This is a genomic window from Janthinobacterium sp. Ant5-2-1, assembly GCF_001445815.1.
Taxonomy (GTDB): Bacteria; Pseudomonadota; Gammaproteobacteria; order Burkholderiales; family Burkholderiaceae_D; genus Janthinobacterium; species Janthinobacterium lividum_E.
Genome location: NZ_LNCE01000009.1, coordinates 1 through 20,572, shown reverse-complemented (window position 1 = coordinate 20,572; position 20,572 = coordinate 1). Strand labels below are relative to the sequence as shown.

Genomic DNA, 20,572 nt, shown 5'->3' with positions numbered 1-20,572 from the left:
GAGCAGGGCGATGACGAAGGTCATGTAGCCTATGTAGCCGACGCCAAACATGAAATAGCCGGCCAGGCTGGGGGAAAAGTCGCCCCAGGCGAAGCGCCGCGGCGTGTCGAGGGCGCGCGGCGCTTCGCCGATCGCCTTGGCCGGCAGCGCCATGAAGGCGGTGGCGAGCAGGCAGGCGACACCCAGTGCCAGCCAGGGCCATTGCCACGCGTGCGCGGCGCCGTGGTCTTGCGCGGCGGCCAATGCGGCCGGCACCAGCAGGGCCGACAGCGCGATGCCAAAGCCCGTGCCGCCGTAATACAGGCCGATGTAGAAGCCGGCGCGCTGGCTGTGCATGGAACCGAGTCGCGCCGCCAGCACGCCGCCGGCGATGAAAATGAAGGCGCTGGCCACGCCCGCGCACACGCGCTGCAGGAACAGGGCCGTCGTATCGCTGACGAGGCCCGACATCAGCATGAAGATGCTGGCCAGCACGGAACCGATGATCAGCAGCCGCCACACGCCCAGGCGGCGCATCAGCGCGGGCGTGGCCAGGGCGCCGAGAAAATAGCCGAGCGCATTGAAGGTGTTCATGGCCCCGGCCAGCAGGTAAGACCAGCCCAGGTCGGCACGCATGGGCGGCAGCAGCAAGCCATAGGAAAAGCGCGACAGGCCCAGGGCGACGGCGGCGCCCAGCGAGAGCGCCAGCGCGGTGGCCAGCGGGTGGGACGGGGAATGTTCGTGTGTCGGCATGGCCTCATACCCATCCAGATAAGGGGAAAGCGTGGTTGGAAGTGGCGCTGACGACACGCATTTTTACTACTAAGTTAATGAATCGGACCAGGGAAGTCAAGCAGGGGCACGTCTGTATGTGGCGGGCAACAATGTAATCTTTGTCATCGTTACTTTTGGAGAGAATTGTGAGACTTGCAATCTCATATAATTGCAATCAGGAAATTAACTTGCCAAAATTCAATTTTGCAGCTGACTCCTGATCCTCCATATCTTAAGGGCACTATGAACAAGAATAAACCTGGCGCGTTGTTGATCGCAGCGCTGATTGGCGCGGCGTTGGCTGGCTGCGCTTCCGAATCGTCCCAAGCCCTGGCTGTTCCCACAGTCGCCAGCGCGGCCCGACCTTATGTTGGCCCACGCACCCTGATCGCTGTCGGCAAGTTCGACAACCGCTCCAACTTCATGCGCGGCATCTTTTCCGATGGCGTCGACCGCCTGGGCAGCCAATCGAAAACGATTTTGATTGCGCACCTGCAGACGTCCAACCGTTTCAACGTCCTCGACCGCGACAACATGGCCGAGCTCAAGCAGGAAGCCGACTTCAAGAAACAAGGCCAGAACATCAAGGGCGCGGACTTCGTTGTCACGGGCGATGTGACCGAATTCGGCCGCAAGGAAGTGGGCGACAAGCAATTGTTCGGCATCATGGGCCGCGGCAAGACCCAAGTGGCGTATGCCAAGGTCACCTTGAACGTCGTCAATATCGCTACGTCTGAAGTCGTGTTTTCGGCCGGCGGCGCCGGCGAATACAGCCTGTCGAACCGTGAAGTGCTGGGTTTTGGCGGCACCGCCAGCTATGACGCCACCCTCAACGGCAAAGTCCTGGACCTGGCCATGCGCGAAGCGGTCGAGCGCCTGGTGGCTGGCGTCGAAGCGGGCGCATTGCGCAAACAATAAGGTATCCCATGAAAACAATGATGAACAAGGGCGCAGCCCTGCTGGCCATGCTCGCCTGTGCCGCCCTGACCGGTTGCGCCACGCAATCGAAGACCCTGTACCAATGGGAAGGCTACCAGCCGCAAGTGTATGAATACCTGAAAGGCGAAAGCCCTGAGCAGCAGATGGCCGCCATGGAAAAAGACCTGCAAATGATCGCTGCGAAAGGCAATCATGCGCCGCCGGGCTTCCATGCCCACCTGGGCATGCTGTACTCGATCGCGGGCAGGCCGGAGCAGGTCGCCGCGCAATTCGAAGACGAGAAGAAACTGTTCCCGGAATCGACGCCGTACATGGAGTTCCTGTTGGGTAAATTGAAAAAAGGCGAAAAATTATGATGTCGCGCATGTTGAAAATGGCCCTGTGCCTGGGTCCCGCCATCTTCATGGTCGGTTGCGCCACGAAGCAGGCGGCATACGATTACACCGCCTTCAAGGCAGCCAAGCCCCGCTCGATCGTGGTCTTGCCGCCGTTGAACAATTCGCCGGAAGTCAATGCCGGCAACAGCGTCTACGCGCAAGTAACGTATCCGCTGGCAGAAGCGGGTTACTACGTGCTGCCGGTGGCCGTGGTCGGTGAAACCTTCAAGCAGAACGGTTTGACGAACGCGGCCGATATCCACGGCGTCGATGCGAAAAAGCTCAACGAGATCTTTGGCGCCGATGCGGGCCTGTACGTGACGATCTCCAAGTACGGCACGACGTACGCCGTGATCGACAGCGTGACGGTGGTGTCGGTTGATGCCAAGCTGGTCGACCTGAAAACGGGCGCCTTGCTGTGGCAGGGCGCGGCCAGCGCGTCCAGCAATGAAGGCAATAACAGCGGTGGCGGCGGTTTGATCGGCGCTCTGGTGACGGCGGCGGTCAAGCAGATCATCAATACCAGCACCGATGCCAGCCATCCTATCGCCGGCACGGCGAATGCGCGGCTGCTGTCGGCCGGCGTGCCGAACGGCCTGCTGTACGGTCCCCGTTCGGAACGCTATCTGGCGCAGTAAGTGTAATACCAGGCCCTGCACTGTTCAGGGCCTGTCGCCTGGCCGGCGCCGGCTCCAGAACGGCGCCGTCGGCCAGCGCGTTTCCTGGCCGTAGCAGTACGCCAGGTGGCGCTCGTATGCGGCGCCGATGGCGGCCAATTCCCCATTGTATTGTTGACAGGCTTGCAGCTCTCCCTGCAGCGTGCGGTCGACGGCCTCGGCCGCGGCCAGGCCCGTGTACAGGGCGTTGAAGATACCTTGCGACGACAGTGGATCGAAGCTCAGGGCGGCGTCGCCGACGGCGAACCAGCCTGGGCCCGCGCCGGCGTCCAGGCTGGCCGTATGGGCGGGCGTGGCCATGGCGAGCGTATCGGCCGTATAGCCTTGCTGCTCCAGCAATTCCCCCGTGGCGGGCAGTCGGCGCGCCGCCGCTTCCAGCCAGCCGGCATCGTGCAAGGCGCTGCTGGCGAGCAAGTCCGCGTCCGTATGCAGGGCCAGCACGCGGCGCTGGCCGGGCAGGGGCGCGCTGTACCACCAGCCGTGTTCGCAAGCCTCGATGTGGGCCAAGCCCCGCGTCGATGGTGTCCTGTCATGCCCGTATTGCCATACTGAAACCAGCCGGTCGCCGCGCTGGCGCCGCGCCCCGACTTTGCGGGCCAGCCAGGCGCTGCGTCCCGTGGCGTCGATGACGATGCGCGCGGCCGCGTCGCAGGGGCCATGCTGCGTTTGCAGCCGTACTCTCCAGCCGCCATCCTCGGGCGTGATGCCCGCGACTGTAGCCGAAGCCAGCAGGGCGGCGCCGCGCCGGCGCGCCTCGTCGCGCAGCCACAGGTCGAAGGTGCCGCGCGCCAGGTGCCAGCCGTGCCCATCGGGATCGCTGAGGAAATGGTGTTCCGTCCAGGCGCCGTTCCACCAGGCGCGGTTGCCGTGGTAGGGCGCATGGCCCTGCCGCAGGAAGGCGTCAAGCAATCCCATGTCCTGCAGCAGGCGCGCAGCGGCTGGCGGCAGCGATTCGCCGATGCGCGCCAGCGGTGCGGCCAGCCGGTCGACCAGCAACACCCGGTGCCGTCCCGCCAGGTTCAGGGCGGCCGTGGCGCCGGCCGGACCGGCGCCAACGATGAGCACGTCGGCCTGCAGCAAGGTCACAAGCGGTGCCGCTGCAGATGGCGCGCTTTTTCCGTGCCCTCCAGGTCGACGTCGACGAACTCGTCCGGTATGGCCGCCGCCGCACGCAGCTGGTGCTTGCCGGCTACCGGCTGCGGCAGGTTTTCCACCTGCAGGAAGGTGGGGAAGCCGGTCATATCAGTGGGACCGGGCCGCACCTCGACCACGCCCACTTGCGCCAGGTCGGCGATCATGTTGTTGATCTGTTCTTCATAACTGATGTTGCCCAGCGGACGTATCCACGCGGCGCGGCGGGCAAAAGCGGCCAGGCGGTCGTCGACGGGCACTTCGCGGTTCATCACCGTGTCGTAGGCCAGCTTGCTCATCACCTGGTTCGGCACGCGCGCGGGCCAGAACGTGGGCACGTAGGGATCGTAGTCGGACTGGTAGCCGGAGCGGCAGCTGGCCGTGTCCGTCTGCCATGGCACGGCCATCCAGCGCGTCACGCCGCCGGCGATCTGCGCCGAGCAGGGGCTGCCGATATTGTCCGGCGTCAAGACGGCGCCGTAATCGGGTTCGACCCAGCCCGGCGGCCGGTGCGCCAGGCGGAACGGCGCGCTGTACATGCTGGCCTGGCGCATGGGCCAGGTCATTTCGCAGCCCGGGTGGAAGGCGTCGGCCAGGCAGAATTCCATGGCCGCGCGCAACAGGGTGTCCGGTTGCTGCGCCACGTCCACCTCGGCCAGGCTTTGCGGCGGCACCTTGCCGGGCGCGTAGTCGTCCGTGAATTCGCCGGCCGCCCATTGCTTGAGGAAGCGCAATTGCAGATTGCTCAGCGCGCAGTTCTGGCGCGGCGTGTCTGCCGGCGGGATGGCCATCGCATCGCCATACAGCCATGGCCACGGCGATGGCGCCCAGGCGTCGCGCTCGAACTGGCGGAACTGGTTATAGATGACGTTGCGCCACTCCCTGCGGTTTTCGGACGGGCTGGCCAGGCGCGCCATCCATTCGTCGCGGCTGAACGGCGTGCTGCCGTCCCAGCCGAAGGCGGCCGCGAAGCCCGCGTTGACCCATTGCAGGTTCGACAGGCGCTCGAAAATGGGGCGGATATCGTTTTGGAACGAGGGAAGGGCAGGCGCGGCAATTTTGCCTTCGGAAACAAACAAGTCGCGCATCAAGTCCCACATGGTGCGCACGGACTTTTGCTGCGGCGCATAATCGGGCGGCGCGACGACCACCCAGGCCATGTCGACGGGCAAAGCCTGGCCCTGATAGCTGACCTTGGCGCAGACGGGGCCGTCGGCCGTGTCGTCATGCCAGCCTTCGTTGTTGGCGAAGGTGATGGCGCGCGCGCCATTCCACGAGGCCGACTTGCCGTGGCCGCCCAGCACGATCAGCCGTCCCATGGCGTCCGTCTGCAATTCGCCCAGGTAGACGGGGGTGCCCAGGAAGCTGCCGCTGTCGAAGGCCACGGCCGGCTGTTCCTTGCCGCTGATCTTGCGCTCGCCCGGCGTGATGGACAACTGTGCGCGGTCCGTGACGGCCATGTTGCGCAGGAACGAGGGCTGGGTGACGTGTGCCTCCGGAATATCGAGCGCGATCTGGAACTGGTACCACGCCGCCTTGGTGTTGGCCAGGGTGACGGACCATTCGATGTCGGCATTGCCGGCGTTCAATTCGGCCACCGCCACGCCGGCGGCATTCAGGCCGTAGATGCGAAAGAGCGCCGCCTGGCGCTTGATGGCCCCGGACGCATCGCGGTAGTAGCCGGCCGGCCGCGCCGCCGGTTCCGGCACTTCCGGTCCCAGAAAGTATTCGCTGGGACTGTTGCCCACGCGGGCAATGCCGATGGGCGGATAAATCGCCGCCCTGACGATGACGGTATCTTGGGTGGAACTGGACATGGCAGGCCTTTCCAGATGCGTGGAGGGAAGGAAAATATACCGCATAAAAAACGCGCCAAATGCGCACATAGTCACCGCATCGTGAATTCCTGCGAGGGGCGGCCGACACATGCTGCGGCCTCGGCCAGACCCGCTTTTTCCAGCCACGTTAAGATAGCGGTATTTTCAAGACTGCGAGAGGTCCAGGTGCGGGTGTTGCTGGTGGAAGACGATCCGATGATCGGGGAAAGCCTGGTCGAGGGCTTGCGCGGCGAGTGCTATGCCGTGGACTGGGTGCGCGACGGCCACGATGCGGAGCTGGCGCTGGCCGGTTTCGCCTACGATCTGATGCTGCTGGACCTGGGCTTGCCCGGCAAGGAGGGCATGGAGGTGCTGCGCAGCATGCGCGCGCGGGGCGCCGAGTTGCCCGTGCTGATCATCACGGCGCGCGACGGCACGCCGGCCCGCGTCGACGGGCTCGACAGCGGCGCCGACGATTACCTGGTCAAGCCGTTCGACCTCGACGAGCTGCTGGCGCGCATCCGCGCGCTGCTGCGGCGCCGGGTCAGCCGTTCGCGCTCCGTCATCGAGCATGGCGCGCTGATACTCGATTTGGCCAGCCACGACGTCACGTTCGAGGGAGAACTGATCAAATTGCCGCCGCGCGAGTTTTCCGTGCTGCGCGCCTTGCTCGACCATCCGGGCAAGGTGGTGTCGAAGCGTCAGCTGAGCGAGAAGCTGTATGGATGGGATTGCGAAGTGGAAAGCAATACCGTCGACGTGTACGTGTACCAGCTGCGCAAGAAGTTCGGCGCGGACTGCATCCAGACCGTGCGCGGCGTGGGCTACAAGATGCGGCTGGCAGCATGCTGACCATCCGCCGCCAATTGCTGCTCGGTTTGCTGGCCGCCACCTTGCTGTGCGTGCTCGGCGCCGGCATTTCGCTGTTCCGCTCGCTGCTGGAAGAAACCAATGAGCTGGCCGACTTGCAGCTGCGCCAGCTGGCCGTGGCCTTGCCCGACGAGTTCGAGCCGCAGGCAGGCCTGGCCGCCGCGCAAGACCCGGAAGAAGCGTTCGTGCTGCAGGCGTGGGACGAGGATGGACAGCCCTTGCCCGTCCTGCAGGGCCAGCCGGCATTGCCGCGCTATGCGCTGGCCGGCTTTGCCGATGTCACATTGCACGGCGAGGACTGGCGCCTGTACGGCGAGACGCGGCGCGGCCGCTACGTGCAGGTGGCGCAGGCGCAGGCCGTGCGCGACCAGCTGGCATGGCAGATGACCACGCGCGCCGGCGCGCCGCTGCTGGTGTTCGCACTGATCCTGGCGCTGCTGATCGTCGCCGTCGTGGGGCGCGCGCTGGCGCCGCTGCACCGGCTGGCCGAATCCGTGGCGGGACGCTCGCCGGACGCCTTGACGCCGCTGGCGGCCGACGACATGCCGCCCGAACTGCGGCCCGTGGCGCTGGCGTTGAATAGCCTGATGGGGCAGTTCGAGGCGGCGCTGACGGCGCAGCGGACCTTTGTCGCCGATGCCGCGCACGAATTGCGCTCGCCGCTGACGGCGCTGAAACTGCAGTTGCAAGTGGCCGAGCGGGCCGGCAGCGAGGAGGAACGCCGCGTGGCGCTGGCGCGGCTGCACGAACGGCTGGACCGCAGCACGCACCTCGTGCGTCAGCTGCTCAGCCTGGCGCGCCATGAAACGGCGCTCACGGCCAGCCAGCTGCACACGGTGGACCTGGGCCAATTGCTGGAAGCGGCGGTGGCCGACCACAGCGCACTGGCCGACAGCCGCGACATCGACCTGGGCGTGCTGGAAACGCCACCGGCCAGGGTGCTGGTGCAAGCCGATCCCGACGGCTTGCAAGTGTTGCTGAATAACCTGATCGACAACGCCTTGCGCTACACGCAGCAGGGCGGCAGGGTCGATTTGCAGGCGGCGCTGGAAGAGGGCAGGCCGCTGCTGCGTGTGTCCGACAACGGCCCCGGCGTGCCGCAACAGCACCATGCGCGCCTGTTCGACCGCTTTTTCCGCCCCGACGGCAACGACGCCTGGGGCTGCGGCCTGGGCTTGTCCATCGTGCGCCACATCGCCGAGCACCACCAGGCCGACATCGCGCTGGCCGAAGGCGAGGCGGGGCGGGGACTGCAGGTGACGGTGCGTTTTCCGCAGGCGGCGTGAATGAAAAAAGCGGATGCCGGTGAGGGCATCCGTTTTTCAGTCACAAACGAGGCGCTTACGCCAGCTCGGTGATGAATTGCTCGCGCGCAGGGCGCACTTTTTTCAGGTCCACCAGCCAGTCGCCTTCGTCGGCGCGGTAGCCGAGCGGGAGCATGACGACGGAACGCAGGCCTTTTTCGCGCAAGCCCAGGATCTCGTCGACCTTGGCCGGATCAAAACCTTCCATCGGCGTCGAATCGACTTTTTCCTGCGCCGCGGCGATCAGGGCCGTGCCTACGCCGATGTAAGCCTGGCGCGCCGCGTGCTGGTAGTTGGTTTCCGCATCGCGCTGCGGATACGCGGCCAGGATTTGCTGGCGGTACGCTTCCCAGCCTTCGTTCTTGAAGCCGCGCACTTCATTGACCAGGTCAAAGCGCGCGTTGATGCGTTCTACCGTGTAGTTGTCCCAGGCGGCAAACACCAGCAGGTGCGAGGCGTCCGTCACTTGCGACTGGTTCCATGCGTGCGGCTTGATCTGCTCGCGCAGGGCCGGATTCGTCACGACGAAGACTTCGTAAGGATGCAGTCCGCTGGAGCTGGCCGTCAGGCGCACGGCTTCCAGAATGCGCTCGACCTTGTCTTGCGGCACCGTTTTCGTCGGGTCCATTTTCTTGGTGGCGTAGCGCCATTGCAGTGTTTCGAGCAAATCGGACATATAAATCCCTTTCATAATGAATAGTTCAGATTGGAAATGATAGCGGATTCAGGCATTTCAAGTGCAAAGGGGCAAAGAATTGCTTGTCATACTCAAGCTAGCGCACTCCAGCATGATTGTCTACAGGCCAACCATGGCAAGCTCCACCGCCGGGTAGCGCGCGCCATGTACGGCAGCGGGCGCAATGGCGGCGCCGATGGCGGCCAGCTCGGTGCCGCTCAGGGTGATCTGCGTGGCGGCCACATTTTCTTCCAGGTGGACCAGACTGCGGGCGCCGGGAATCGGCACGATGTCGGTACCTTGCGCCAGCAGCCAGGCCAGGGCCAATTGCGCCGCCGTGGCGCCGCGCGCGGCCGCCAGGCGCTGCAATTCGGCAACGAGGTGGGCGTTGGCCGCCATCGCGGGCGGCTGGAAGCGGGGCAGGCTGTGGCGGTAGTCGTCTGGCGCCAGCGCTGCGCCGGATGTGAGTTGTCCCGTCAGGAAGCCCCGGCCCAGCGGGCTGTAGGGCACGAAGCCGACGCCCAGTTCGCGGCAGGCGGGGAGTACGTCGGCTTCCACGTCGCGGCTCCACAGCGAGTATTCGGACTGGACGGCCGCAATCGGGTGCACGGCGTGGGCGCGGCGCAGGGTGGCGGCCGACACTTCCGACAAGCCCAGGTGGCGTACCTTGCCTGCCCGCACCAGACCGGCCATGGCGCCGACCACGTCTTCGATGGGCACGGCGGGGTCCACGCGGTGCTGGTACAGCAGGTCGATGCACTCGATGCCGAGCCTGGACAGCGACGCTTCCACGGCCCGGACGACGTGCTCGGGGCGGCTGTCGACGCCCGCCATGCGTTCCACGCCCTGGCCGTGAGGCAAGATCTTGAAGCCGAACTTGGTGGCGATGTGGACCTTGCCGCGCAGTTCCTTCAGGGCGCGGCCTACCAAGTCCTCGTTGGCGTAGGGACCGTAGACTTCCGCCGTGTCGATCAGGGTCACGCCCAGTTCCACGGCGCGGTGCAGCACGCGCAGCGAGGCGGCGTCGTCCGCGCCGCCGTAGGCAAAGCTCATGCCCATGCAGCCCAGGCCGATGGGGGCGACGCGCAAGCCGGAGTTGCCCAGTGTTCTGTGATTGTCCATTGCATTCCTCGTTTAAAGTTGGAAAACACAGTATGGATGGGCACACAGCATGCGATAAGATAGCTTATCCTGCATGTATTACTGAATTAATCTCATGAATGATGGCTGACCTCAACGAATTGACGGCCTTTGCCGCCGTCGCCCGCCTGCGCAGTTTTCGCAAGGCGGCCCTGGAACGGGGCGTGTCCGCCTCCGCTCTCAGCCATGCGCTGCGCGCGCTGGAAGAGCGACTGGGCGTGCGCCTGCTCAACCGCACGACGCGCAGCGTCACGCCGACGGAAGCGGGCCAGTTGCTGCTGGCGCGGCTGGCGCCGGCCATGCGCGAAATCGATGATGCCTTGCTTGACTTGAGCACCTTGCAGGATGTGCCCGCAGGCAAGCTGCGCCTGAACGTGCCCCGTCCGGCTGCCCGCTTGCTGCTGGCGCCCATGCTGGCCAGTTTTGTCGCCCGCTATCCGCGCGTGCAGGTCGAAGTGGTGACCGATGACGGCATGATCGATATCGTGCGCGACGGCTTTGACGCGGGCATCCGCTTCGGCGAGCAGGTGGCGGCCGACATGATCGCCGTGCCCGTGGGCGCGCCGCAACCGTTCGTGGTGGTGGCGTCGCCCGCCTACCTGGCCGCGCATGGCGCGCCAGCCACGCCGCGCGCGCTGCTGAACCACGCCTGCATCGGCCGGCGTTTTCCCAGCGGGCGCCAGTATGCGTGGGAGTTCGAGCAGGCAGGCGAGGGCGTCAGCATCGCCGTCGGCGGGCCGCTCGTGTTCGATGACGATGAATTGATGCTGCGCGCCGCCCGCGATGGCGCGGGGCTGGCGTATGTGTACGAGGCCGATGCGCGCGCCGATATCGCGGCGGGGCGCCTGGCGTGCGTGCTGGAACGCTGCATGCCGCCGCCGCCCCGTTACTTCCTGTATTACCCAAGCCGGCGGCAGATGCCGGCCGTCTTGCGCGCTTTTGTCGACATGCTGCGCGCGCCGGCGTAGTTAGCCAGCGGGCGGCGGCGCGGCATGCTCGACCGGCCACTTGATGGTGAACAGGCTGCCGCCCGCCTTGCCACGCGTGCAGACGGCGCTGCCGCCGTGTGCGCGTGCGATGGCCTCGACCACGGCCAGCCCCAGGCCGCTGCCCGCGTTCAGGTCAACCCTGGCGCTGTCGCCGCGGCGGAACGCCTCGAACACGTACGGCGCCAGTTCGTCGGCAATGCCGGGACCCGCATCCTCGACGCTCAGATAGTACTGGCCGGCCAGCACGCGGGTGCGCACGCGCAGCAGGCCCGGATGCGCATAGCGGCGCGCGTTGTCGAGCAGGGCCAGCACGATTTGCCGGATGCGCGCCGCGTCGCAGCAGACGGGATGGTCGGACAGGTGCAGTTGCAGGGTAAAACCGGCCGCTTCCATTTCCTGCGCCAGCAACCGGCCCACTTCCTCGATTTCCAGGGTCAGGTCCGTCCACGCCATGCGCAGCTGCATGTGGCCGCTGTCGGCCAGGCTCAGGGTGCGCAAATCCTCGATCAGCCTGCCCAGGTCTTCGACTTGCGCCAGCAGGCTGGAAAACGGAACTTCTTCGGGCTTGAAGACGCCATCGACGACACCTTGCAAGGTGCCGCGCAGGATGGTCACGGGCGTGCGCAGTTCGTGCGCGATGGCCGCGTTCCACGTTTCGCTTTCCTTGGCGCCCCGCTGCAGGCGCTCGGCCATGCTGTTGAAATCGTCGACCAGCATGGCCGTCTCGCCCAGGCTGCGGTCGCCCGCGAAGGCGCGCGCGGACAGGTCGCCATGGGCCACGCGGCGCACGCTGTCCATCACGGAATTGATCGGTTTGAGGATGCGCGAAGCCAGCTTGAGGGCGAAAAAGGCGGCCAGGCCCAGGCCAAAGATGGTGATGGCGAAAATCCACAGCCATTCGACGGTGCTGGGCGACCAGTCGTCCGGCTCGGACAGCATGCCGGGGTCGATCTTGAAGGCGATGGCGAAGAAGGTCCAGGAACCGATCCAGATGATCAGGATGCTGCTGACCATCAGCACGGACATCGACAGGATGATTTGCCGGTTCAGGCCTGTGAAGCGCATCAGAAGTCGCTTTCCAGGCGATAGCCCACGCCGCGCAGGCTGGCCGGCATGTTCAGCACGCCCGCTTCTTCCAGTTTCTTGCGCAGCTTGCTGACGTGGCTGTCCACCGTGCGTTCCATCGAATTGCTCTCGGGCATGCACGACTCGAGCAATTCCAGGCGGCTGCAGACGCGCCGCGGCGTACGCGCCAGGTGGGCCAGCAAGCGGAACTCCGTCAACGTCAGGCTGAGCGCCACGGCCATGCCATCGCGCAGCACGCTGGCGACATAGGTTTCCTGGTCGATTTCGATGGGGCCGCAGCGCAGGCGCTGGCCGCCCACCGGGTGGTGGCGCACGCGCGAGCGGCGCAGCACGGCCGCCACGCGGGCCACCACTTCGGCCGGATTGAAGGGCTTGATGATGTAGTCGTCGGCGCCCACGCGCAGGGCGGCCAGTTTGTCCGCATCCTGGTCGCGGGCTGTGAGCATGATGACGGGCGTTTCGCCGCGCCGCCGCACTTCCGCCAGCACGCCCCAGCCGTCGACACGGGGCATTTGCACGTCGAGCAGCAGCAGGTCCGGCGCCAGCGCCAGGTGCTGCTGCAGCGCTTCCTGGCCATCGTGCGCAAAGGCCGTGCGGTAGCCGTCGCGCTCGAGGTAGCCGGCGAGAATGCGGGCGATTTGCGGTTCATCTTCGGCGATCAGGACGAGGGCGGAAGGCGGCGTGGTGGCAAGGAAGGAGGGTTGGCTGGCGCTGTGATGATAGTTCATGCAATTAGTCTAGCATTCTTCGCTGTCTCCATCGAATCTCCACATTTCTTTGACGGAACATCCACGTTGGCCTTCTATGCTCTTGTTATCTGTCGACCGGACTGCCGGTTGGGATCAGCCATAGAGAAAAGTCATGCCAGTAAAGTACCTCACCAGGAAAAACACGTTGATCGCCGCGGCACTGCTCAGTCTTGCCGCCTGTTCCAAGCCTGCGCCGGAAGAAGGCGCCGCGCCGCCCGCCGCCGTCACGGTGCTCAAGCTGCAAGCGGCGCCCGTCGTCCTCAGCGACGAATTGCCGGGCAGGGTGGCCGCCTTCCGCACGGCCGACATCCGCCCGCAGGTGGGCGGCATCGTGCTGCGCCGCCAGTTCGAGCAGGGCGCCGAAGTGAAAGCGGGACAGAAGCTGTTCCAGCTCAATCCGGCGCCGTTCCAGGCGGACGTCGATTCGGCCGCCGCCGCCCTGCAGCATGCGGTGGCCACGGCAAACCGCGCCAGCAGCCAGGCCGACAGGTTAAAACCGCTGGTGGAAGCGGACGCCATCAGCCGCCAGGCGTATGACGACGCCGTGGCCCAGCGCGAGCAAGCCGTGGCCACCGTGGCGCAGGCGCGTGCCGCCCTGGCGCGGCGCCGCCTGGACCTGGCCTTTGCCAGCATCGAGGCGCCCATTGCCGGACGCATCGGCTCCGAACTGGTGACGGAAGGCGCGCTCGTGGGCCTGGCCGATGCGACGCCGATGGCGCGCATCCAGCAGATCGACAAGGTGTATGTCGACGTGCGCCAGCCGGCCGCCGCGCTGGCCGCCTTGCAAGCCTCGGGCAACGGGGGCGCGGACAAGCTGCCCGTGACCATTTTGGGGGCCGATGGCCAGCCGCACCCCGTCACGGGCCGCATCCTGTTCTCGGGCATCAGCGTCGATGCGGGCACGGGCGACGCCGTCATCCGCGTGCTGGTCGACAATCCGCAGCGCCAGCTCTTGCCTGGCATGTTCGTGCGCGCCCGCATCGCCCGCGCCGTGCAGGCAAATGGCGTGCTGCTGCCGCAGCAGGCCGTCTTGCACAGCAGCGGCGGCCAGGCGCAGGCCTGGGTCCTCGATGGCACGAACAAAGCGAGCCTCAAAACCATCGCCGTGGGTGATGTGATCGACCACCAGTACGTGGTCAACGGCGGCTTGAAGGCGGGCGAAACCGTCGTCATCGAAGGCCAGGAACGCTTGCAGCCGGGCGCCACCGCCGCGCCGCAACCGTGGAAGCGTGCCGCCGCCGTGGCTGCAACTGCGGCAAGTGCTGCCGCCAAGGCGCATTGATGCGTCATTTGAATACCATGAAAGCTTAACGACATGCCTCAATTTTTCATCAACCGCCCCGTCTTTGCGTGGGTGGTGGCGGTCTTCATCGTCCTGTTCGGACTGATCGCCATACCGCAATTGCCGATTGCGCGCTTCCCCTCGGTGGCGCCGCCCAGCGTCAGCATCAGCGCCAACTACCCTGGCGCCACGCCGCAAACCATGAACGATTCCGTGGTGGGCCTGATCGAACGCGAACTGTCGGGCGTCAAGCACCTGCTGTATTTCGAGTCGTCGACCGATACGTCGGGTTCTGCCTCGATCACCGTCACCTTCCAGCCGGGCACGGATCCGGAAATGGCCCAGGTGGACGTGCAAAACCGCCTGAAAGCCATCGAACCGCGCCTGCCGCAAGCCGTGCGGCAAAACGGCTTGACGGTGGAGTCGGCGTCGTCCGGTTTCCTGATGATCGTCAGCCTGATTTCCGACAATGGCCAGCACGATGAAGTGGCGCTGGGCGACTACCTGGCGCGCAACGTGACGGAAGAACTGCGCCGCATTCCCGGCGTGGGCAAGGTGCAGTTGTTCGGCTCCGAGCGCGCCATGCGCATCTGGGTCGATCCGGCCAAGCTGGTGTCGTACAACATCGCCATGGGCGAGCTGACGGCCGCCATCGCGCAGCAAAATGCGCAGATCGCCCCGGGCCGCCTGGGCGACTCGCCCGCCGTGCACGGCCAGCGCGTGACCATCCCGCTGACGGTGCAGGGCCAGCTGCAAAAGCCGGCCGAATTTGCCGCCATCGTCCTGCGCGCGAATGCGGACGGCTCGAAAGTGACGATCGGCGACGTGGCGAAAGTGTCGCTGGGCGCGCAAAGCTTCAATTTCAGCATCCGCGAAAACGGGCAAGCCGCGTCGGGCGCCGCCGTCATGCTGTCGCCGGGCGCCAACGCCGTGCAGACGGCCAGCGCCGTGCGTGCGCGCATGGCCGAGCTGGCGCACACCATGCCGGCCGGGATCAAGTATTCGGTGCCGTTCGATACGGCGCCGTTCGTGAAGGTCTCGATCGAGAAGGTCGTCGTCACCTTGCTGGAAGCGATGGTGCTGGTCTTCCTCGTCATGTATCTGTTCCTGCAAAAGATACGCTATACGCTGATTCCCGCCATCGTCGCACCGATTGCCCTGATGGGCACTTTTACGGTCATGCTGATGGCCGGCTACTCCGTCAACGTGCTGACCATGTTCGGCATGGTGCTGGCCATCGGCATCATCGTCGATGACGCCATCGTCGTGGTGGAAGCCGTCGAGCGCCTGATGGCGACCGAAGGCTTGTCGCCGAAGGAAGCGACGTCGAAAGCCATGCGTGAAATCACGGGGGCGGTAGTGGGCATCACCCTGGTGCTGACGGCCGTGTTCATCCCGATGGCCCTGGCCAGCGGCTCCGTGGGCGCCATCTACCGCCAGTTCACCCTGGCCATGGCCGTGTCGATTTTGTTCTCGGCGTTTTTGGCGTTGACCCTGACGCCGGCCCTGTGCGCCACCATGCTCAAACCCATCGGTCCGCACGACCATGACAAGAAGGGCTTCTTCCTGTGGTTCGACCGCCAGTTTGAACGCATGACGGCCCGCTATGAAAAAGGCGTGGTGGCGATGGTGAAACGCGCGGGCCGCTCGATGGTGCTGTATGGCGCCATCGTCGCGGCGCTGGGCGTGGCTTTCATGCAGCTGCCGTCGGCCTTCTTGCCGGAGGAAGACCAGGGATACTTCATCACCTCGATCCAGCTGCCGTCCGACGCGACGATGGAGCGCACGCTCGATGTCGTCAAGCTGTACGAGCAGCACGTGGCCACGCGGCCCGGCATCGAAGTGAACCAGTCTATTCTCGGTTTCAGCTTTTCCGGCGCGGGACCGAATGCGGGCCTGGCCTTCACCATGCTGAAGGACTGGAAAGAGCGCAACGGCGCCACGGCGCAGGAAGAAGTGGCGCTGGCGCAGGCGGCCATGTCGCAGGCGAAGGAGGGCATGATCATGAGCCTGATGCCGCCCGCCATCGATGAACTGGGCAACTCGTCGGGCTTTTCCATGCGCCTGCAAGACCGCGCCAACCAGGGTGTCGCTGCCTTGCAGGCGGCGCAGAACCAGTTGCTGGGCCTGGCCGCGCAAAGCGGCAAGGTGGCGGGCGTGTATCCGGACGGCTTGCCGCCCGGCGCCAGCGTGCGCCTCGACATCGACCGTACCAAGGCCGAAGCGCTGGGCGTGTCGTTTACGGCGATTGCCGACATGCTGACGGCGGCCATGGGCTCGACCTATGTCAACGATTTCCCGAATGCCGGCCGCATGCAGCAGGTGATCATCCAGGCCAATGCGCCGTCGCGCATGCAACTGAACGACGTGCTGGCCCTGCGCATCCGCAATAACGCGGGCGGCATGGTGGCGCTGGGCGAGCTGGTGCGCCCCGTGTGGAGCGAATCGCCGCTGCAGCTGGTGCGCTACCAGGGTTACCCTGCGGCGCGCATTTCGGGCAGTGCGGCACCGGGCGTATCGAGCGGCGACGCCATGCTGGAAATGGAACGGCTCGTGAAACAGCTGCCACCGGGCTTTGCGCTGGCGTGGACGGGCCAGTCGCTGCAAGAGAAGGAATCGGCGTCGCAGGCGCCCATGCTGATGGCGCTGTCGATGCTGGTGGTCTTCCTCGTGCTGGCTGCCCTGTATGAAAGCTGGTCGATTCCCGTCTCCGTGATGCTGGTCGTGCCTTTGGGATTGCTGGGCGCCGTGCTGGCCGTGATGTTGCGCGGCATGCCGAACGACGTGTTCTTCAAGGTGGGCATGATCACGATCATCGGCCTGTCGGCGAAGAATGCCATTCTGATCGTCGAATATGCGCGCCAGTTGCAGGCGCAAGGCAAGGGCTTGGTCGAAGCGACCGTGGAGGCGGCCCGCTTGCGCTTGCGCCCGATCTTGATGACGTCGCTGGCGTTCGCGCTGGGCGTGGTGCCGCTGATGCTGGCCACGGGCGCCAGCGCCGAGACGCAGCACGCGATCGGCACGGGCGTGTTCGGCGGCATGATCACCGCCACCGTGCTGGCCGTGTTTTTCGTGCCCGTGTTCTTTGTCGTGGTGCTGGGCGCCGTCGACAAGATGAGCACGTACTTCAACAAACGCAGTCATCGCATCGCCGTCAAGGCGGTGGAAGGAGAGTTGTAATGCGTTTATTCTTTATCACGCCCCTGGCCGCGCTGGCCTTGTCGGCGTGTTCCTTGACGCCGCCGCTGGTCAAGCCGGCGGCGCCGATCCCTGCCGCGTATGCCGAGGTTTCCGCGCCAGCCATTGGCGACACTGCGGCCGACCTGGGCTGGCGCCAGATGCTGCTCGATGCGCGCCTGCAGCGCCTGGTCGACATCGCCCTGGAAAACAACCGCGACTTGCGCGTGGCGTCCCTCAACGTGGAAGCCGTGCGGGCCCAGTACCAGATCCAGGATGCGGGCCGCTATCCGGCCATCGGCGCCAATGCGGGCGGCGTGCGCCAGCGCGGCGCCGATGCGGTGACACAGAATCAGTTCACTGCCGGCATCGCCATGAGCGCGTTCGAGATCGACCTGTTCGGCCGCCTGCGCTCCCTGTCCGATGCCGCGTTTGCCCGCTACCTGTCCACGCAGCAGGGCCAGCGCGCCGCGCACATGGCCCTGATCGGCGCCGTAGCCGATGCGTATCTGGAGCAGCGGCTGGCGGAAGAGCAACTGGCGCTGGCCCGCCAAACCCTGCTTGACTGGCGCCAGGCCTTGCTCCTGACGCAGCGCCTGCATGGCGCGCAACAGGGCAGCGGCCTGGACGTGGCGCAGGCGCAAGGGCAGGCCGCCACGGCGGAGGCGGACGTGCAGGCGCGCGAACGGGCCAGTGCCCTGGCGCGCAACAACCTGGAATTGCTGCTCGGTGCGCCGCCGCCGACTGACTTGCCGGCTGGCCGGCCGCTCGACGGCCAGCCCGTGCTGACGCAGCTGCCTGCCGGCCTGCCGTCGGACTTGCTGGCGCGCCGGCCCGACATCCTGCAGGCGGAATACGCGCTGGTGGCGGCGAATGCGGAAATCGGCGCCGCCCGCGCCGCCTTCTTCCCGCGCCTGTCGCTGACGGCGTCGCTGGGCTTTGCCAGTCCGGAACTCGGTGACCTGTTCCGCGGCAGCGCGCGCAGCTGGTCGTTCGCGCCGCAAGTGACGCAGCCGCTGTTCCAGGGCGGCCAGCTGCGCGCGGAACTGCAGCTGTCGCGCCTGCGCAAGGACGTGGCCGTGCTGCAGTACGAACAGGCGATCCAGTCGGCCTTCCGCGACGTGCGCGACGGCCTGGCCGGCAGCGCCACGTACGCGCAGCAGATCGATGCCCAGCAGCGCGTGGTGGTAGCGGCGCAGCAGCGCCAGCGCCTGTCGCAGCTGCGCTACGACGCGGGCCAGGACAGCCGCCTGGAATTGCTCGACGCGCAGCGCCAGTCGTATGCGGCGCAGCAGACGCTGCTCGACGCGCGGCGCGACCAGCTCAAGTCTGCCGTGGCCTTGTACAAGGCCCTGGGGGGCGGGCTGGAAGAGTAGGGACTAGGCGGCAGGCCTTGGCGGGGCCAGCGCCAGCGACCACGGTTCCCGTCCCGGACGCAGGGCATACGCGACCACGGTGCCGTGGCCGCTGGAATCGGCCAGCACGGCGGCCACGCCGTGGACCGGGTTGCCGGACAGGGCACGCAAGTCGAAGTTTGGCATGCTCAGGCGACTCCATCTTGGCTGGGCGCCCGAGTCCAGCATGCACAGCTGCCCCTCGCCATAGGCGATGAAGCCATCTTGGAAATTGCCCGACACCATCTCGATGGCCAGCGGTGGCGGCGGCAGCGCCTTCCAGTCGCCGTCGCCGCGCGCCAGTTTTGCTGCCGCACCGTCGCCCACCGCCAGCATGCCATGCTGCCAGTCGCCGGCGATCAGGGTGGCCTTGCCGCGCAACAGCGTGGGCGGGGCGGGGCAGCGCTCCCATGCATTCCACTCACCATTGCCATTGGCGGACCTGTCCAGCCGGTACAGGCCGTGACCATCGGCGGCCAGCAGCAGGTAGCCGTGATGGTCGCCGGCCAGGCCGGCCATGCCGGTGCCGGCAGGCGGCACCGCGACGTCTTTCCAGCGCGCCAGCGGCTGGCCCAGGGCGGCGAGAAAACGGATGGCAGTGCCATGGACCAGCGTGGTGTAGCCGGCGCCGTCGCCGAGCAGGCAGGCGAACGCCGTATCGCCAGGCAGGAAGCCAGGGGCACTGGCACAGTCCCGCCAGTACAAGTTCGGCTCGACCTGGGCCAGGCTGCGCACTGTGCCATCGTCGCCCAGCAGTACGATACCGGTGGCGGGGCTGCCGGCGATGCGGATGTAGTTGCTCATGCGGGTATCCTTATCGCGTGTTGTTTTGCTGAATGTCTACCATGCCGGACGCCGGGACTGCCGGGGCGAGCAGGCGAAGGTCATCTTTATCATGCCGTAAAGGCCCCGATCGGGCGGTTGCGCGCCAGGCTCCAGCCTGTCGTGTGTTGGGGGCCGGGCTTGCCGTCGGCCTGCCGCACGCTGTGGCTCCAGAGGATTTCCGTAAAGTTCAGCTTGAACTGTTCGGTGGGCATGTCGTCGGGATGGGTTTGCAGCTGGATTTCGCTGATCAGCGCGTCGCGCAGCGAGATGGTGATGATGTTGATCGTCTTGTCGCCCGCGTTGCGGGCGATGTACAGCTTGGTCGGCTGCGCCGCACCCCTGCCCAGCGGCTCGGCGCGCAGGCACAGTTCATACAGCTTGACGGACGTCTGGTCGACATATTTGACGCAGCTAAATTCCGTGATCACGGGCCGTCCGGATGTGCGCGCAGAATTGCTGACGTCCGTCGTTATTTGCTGCTTCATGCCTTGATGTAACGACACCAGCTCGATGCATGGACCCATGCCCTGAAGCGCGGCGGCGTCGCGCCAGATGGCGTCGATGCCGGCATTGCCTTCACCCGGCGTCTTGCCGAACACGAGTTCCCCGTTGCCGGGTTCCAGCAAGATCAAATCCATGGCGGTGCTCCCTTCAAGTCAGTGTGTACGGACCTTTTGCGCTACAGCTGGATATGGCGCGGGCGTGGTACTTGCCAGCCCGCTTCGCCGTAGCTGTCGACAAAGCAGATTTTCAACTGCGCCATGCCTTGCGAGGTGAAGCAGACGATTACCGTGGCGCTCTGGCGGTCACGGGTGACGAACCATTGGGCGTCGCTGCGCGCCAGGCCGAAGCTGCTCACGCGATGCACCAGCAGGTCGGCGCTGCCGCGTTCCACCAGGGCTACGCGCAGCTGCGCATCGCCCAATGCGGTTGTCTGATACACGATTGCCATAGTCCGCCCCATGTTTTTGGATATCCTGTCCAAGACTATACACTGAAAAAGTTGCCTAAATACAAGCACAAATTGCGCCGAAATAAATTTTTTTGCATGGCTGCATCCAAACGCGGGCACGGCGAGTAGTACAGGGGTGCGCTCGCCGCAACGGCGGCATGAGCGGCACCTCCACTCACTTTATCGGGACCACGACCATGTCACCACTGCCAACCTTGCCATTCGCCAAGCTGCTGCTTGTTTCCGCCATCGCCATGACCTTGTCCGCTTGCGGCGGTGGCAGCGACCACGACGATGTCGTCGTCACGCCACCGCCGCCCGTGGTGGTGGCTGGCGATGTCTTCGTGCTCACCGCCAGCAACAAGTTGCTGTCGTTCGACCGCGCCACGCCGGCCACCATCCGCAGCACGGCGACAGTGACGGGCCTGCAGGCC

At 65.8% G+C, this 20,572-nt stretch carries 19 protein-coding genes and 1 pseudogene; 10 read left to right on the top strand and 10 right to left on the bottom strand.

What is annotated here, in order from left to right:
* Positions 1 to 732: YbfB/YjiJ family MFS transporter (locus tag ASN89_RS02730; protein WP_152988421.1), on the bottom strand; the 732-nt coding region annotated here is incomplete at its 3' end.
* A 264-nt stretch (positions 733 to 996) separates the two neighbouring features.
* Between ASN89_RS02730 and ASN89_RS02725 the strand changes: the two genes are divergently transcribed.
* The 3 genes from ASN89_RS02725 to ASN89_RS02715 are packed head-to-tail and all read left to right on the top strand — an operon-like array spanning position 997 to position 2,707.
* Entirely contained in the window at positions 997 to 1,671 is a 675-nt protein-coding gene (locus ASN89_RS02725) for a CsgG/HfaB family protein (protein ID WP_046684981.1), read from the top strand.
* An 8-nt stretch (positions 1,672 to 1,679) separates the two neighbouring features.
* A complete protein-coding gene (locus ASN89_RS02720; RefSeq protein ID WP_414842497.1) occupies positions 1,680 to 2,048 on the top strand; it encodes a DUF4810 domain-containing protein in 369 nt (122 codons plus the stop codon).
* Positions 2,045 to 2,707, top strand: coding sequence for a DUF799 domain-containing protein (locus tag ASN89_RS02715; protein ID WP_046684982.1), 663 nt, complete (start codon positions 2,045 to 2,047; stop codon positions 2,705 to 2,707). Before ASN89_RS02720 ends, ASN89_RS02715 begins: the two co-directional genes overlap by 4 nt.
* A 24-nt stretch (positions 2,708 to 2,731) precedes the next feature.
* Here ASN89_RS02715 and ASN89_RS02710 read toward each other — a convergent pair whose 3' ends face one another.
* Positions 2,732 to 3,832, bottom strand: coding sequence for a tryptophan 7-halogenase (locus tag ASN89_RS02710; RefSeq protein WP_058048185.1), 1,101 nt, complete (start codon positions 3,830 to 3,832; stop codon positions 2,732 to 2,734).
* Positions 3,829 to 5,694, bottom strand: coding sequence for a LodA/GoxA family CTQ-dependent oxidase (locus ASN89_RS02705; RefSeq protein ID WP_152988420.1), 1,866 nt, complete (start codon positions 5,692 to 5,694; stop codon positions 3,829 to 3,831). The genes ASN89_RS02710 and ASN89_RS02705 overlap by 4 nt, the downstream gene beginning before the upstream one ends.
* A 186-nt stretch (positions 5,695 to 5,880) precedes the next feature.
* On the opposite strand from ASN89_RS02705, the gene ASN89_RS02700 reads away from it, so the two are divergent.
* Complete coding sequence (locus ASN89_RS02700; RefSeq protein WP_046684984.1) at positions 5,881 to 6,546, top strand: response regulator transcription factor; 666 nt, start codon at positions 5,881 to 5,883, stop codon at positions 6,544 to 6,546.
* Positions 6,540 to 7,850: an ATP-binding protein gene (locus tag ASN89_RS02695; protein WP_046684985.1), complete on the top strand. Its 1,311-nt coding sequence runs from the start codon at positions 6,540 to 6,542 to the stop codon at positions 7,848 to 7,850. The genes ASN89_RS02700 and ASN89_RS02695 overlap by 7 nt, the downstream gene beginning before the upstream one ends.
* A 55-nt stretch (positions 7,851 to 7,905) precedes the next feature.
* Here ASN89_RS02695 and ASN89_RS02690 read toward each other — a convergent pair whose 3' ends face one another.
* Both ASN89_RS02690 and ASN89_RS02685 read right to left on the bottom strand, forming a co-directional pair.
* Positions 7,906 to 8,544, bottom strand: a complete 639-nt coding sequence (locus tag ASN89_RS02690) for an NAD(P)H-dependent oxidoreductase (RefSeq protein WP_046684986.1) — start codon at positions 8,542 to 8,544, stop codon at positions 7,906 to 7,908.
* A 120-nt stretch (positions 8,545 to 8,664) separates the two neighbouring features.
* Entirely contained in the window at positions 8,665 to 9,666 is a 1,002-nt protein-coding gene (locus ASN89_RS02685) for an aldo/keto reductase (protein WP_058048184.1), read from the bottom strand.
* 98 nt (positions 9,667 to 9,764) lie between these two features.
* On the opposite strand from ASN89_RS02685, the gene ASN89_RS02680 reads away from it, so the two are divergent.
* The gene (locus tag ASN89_RS02680; RefSeq protein ID WP_321166312.1) at positions 9,765 to 10,652 is read left to right on the top strand and encodes a LysR family transcriptional regulator; all 888 of its coding nucleotides are present in this window, start codon (positions 9,765 to 9,767) and stop codon (positions 10,650 to 10,652) included.
* Here ASN89_RS02680 and ASN89_RS02675 read toward each other — a convergent pair whose 3' ends face one another.
* A complete protein-coding gene (locus ASN89_RS02675) occupies positions 10,653 to 11,738 on the bottom strand; it encodes an ATP-binding protein (protein WP_058048182.1) in 1,086 nt (361 codons plus the stop codon).
* A complete protein-coding gene (locus ASN89_RS02670; protein WP_058048181.1) occupies positions 11,738 to 12,487 on the bottom strand; it encodes a response regulator in 750 nt (249 codons plus the stop codon). Before ASN89_RS02670 ends, ASN89_RS02675 begins: the two co-directional genes overlap by 1 nt.
* A gap of 133 nt (positions 12,488 to 12,620) precedes the next feature.
* On the opposite strand from ASN89_RS02670, the gene ASN89_RS02665 reads away from it, so the two are divergent.
* From ASN89_RS02665 to ASN89_RS02655, 3 genes are read left to right on the top strand one after another with little or no spacing between them, the layout of a single operon-like run.
* A complete protein-coding gene (locus tag ASN89_RS02665; RefSeq protein ID WP_058048180.1) occupies positions 12,621 to 13,790 on the top strand; it encodes an efflux RND transporter periplasmic adaptor subunit in 1,170 nt (389 codons plus the stop codon).
* Between the two features lie 33 nt (positions 13,791 to 13,823).
* Positions 13,824 to 16,970: an efflux RND transporter permease subunit gene (locus ASN89_RS02660; RefSeq protein WP_058048179.1), complete on the top strand. Its 3,147-nt coding sequence runs from the start codon at positions 13,824 to 13,826 to the stop codon at positions 16,968 to 16,970.
* Entirely contained in the window at positions 16,970 to 18,343 is a 1,374-nt protein-coding gene (locus ASN89_RS02655; RefSeq protein WP_058048178.1) for an efflux transporter outer membrane subunit, read from the top strand. The genes ASN89_RS02660 and ASN89_RS02655 overlap by 1 nt, the downstream gene beginning before the upstream one ends.
* Positions 18,344 to 18,346: 3 nt before the next feature.
* On the opposite strand, the gene ASN89_RS02650 is transcribed toward ASN89_RS02655, so the two are convergent.
* The 3 genes from ASN89_RS02650 to ASN89_RS02640 all read right to left on the bottom strand — a co-directional run bounded on the left by ASN89_RS02650 (position 18,347) and on the right by ASN89_RS02640 (position 20,138).
* Positions 18,347 to 19,165 (bottom strand): hypothetical protein, encoded by an 819-nt coding sequence (locus ASN89_RS02650; RefSeq protein ID WP_058048177.1) that lies wholly within the window; start codon positions 19,163 to 19,165, stop codon positions 18,347 to 18,349.
* Positions 19,166 to 19,254: 89 nt separating this feature from the next.
* A complete protein-coding gene (locus ASN89_RS02645; RefSeq protein ID WP_058048176.1) occupies positions 19,255 to 19,824 on the bottom strand; it encodes an Hcp family type VI secretion system effector in 570 nt (189 codons plus the stop codon).
* 41 nt (positions 19,825 to 19,865) lie between these two features.
* Complete coding sequence (locus ASN89_RS02640; protein WP_046684995.1) at positions 19,866 to 20,138, bottom strand: DUF6150 family protein; 273 nt, start codon at positions 20,136 to 20,138, stop codon at positions 19,866 to 19,868.
* A 197-nt stretch (positions 20,139 to 20,335) separates the two neighbouring features.
* Here ASN89_RS02640 and ASN89_RS02635 point away from each other — a divergent pair.
* Positions 20,336 to 20,572, top strand: a pseudogene (locus ASN89_RS02635) (DUF4394 domain-containing protein); the annotation flags it as partial.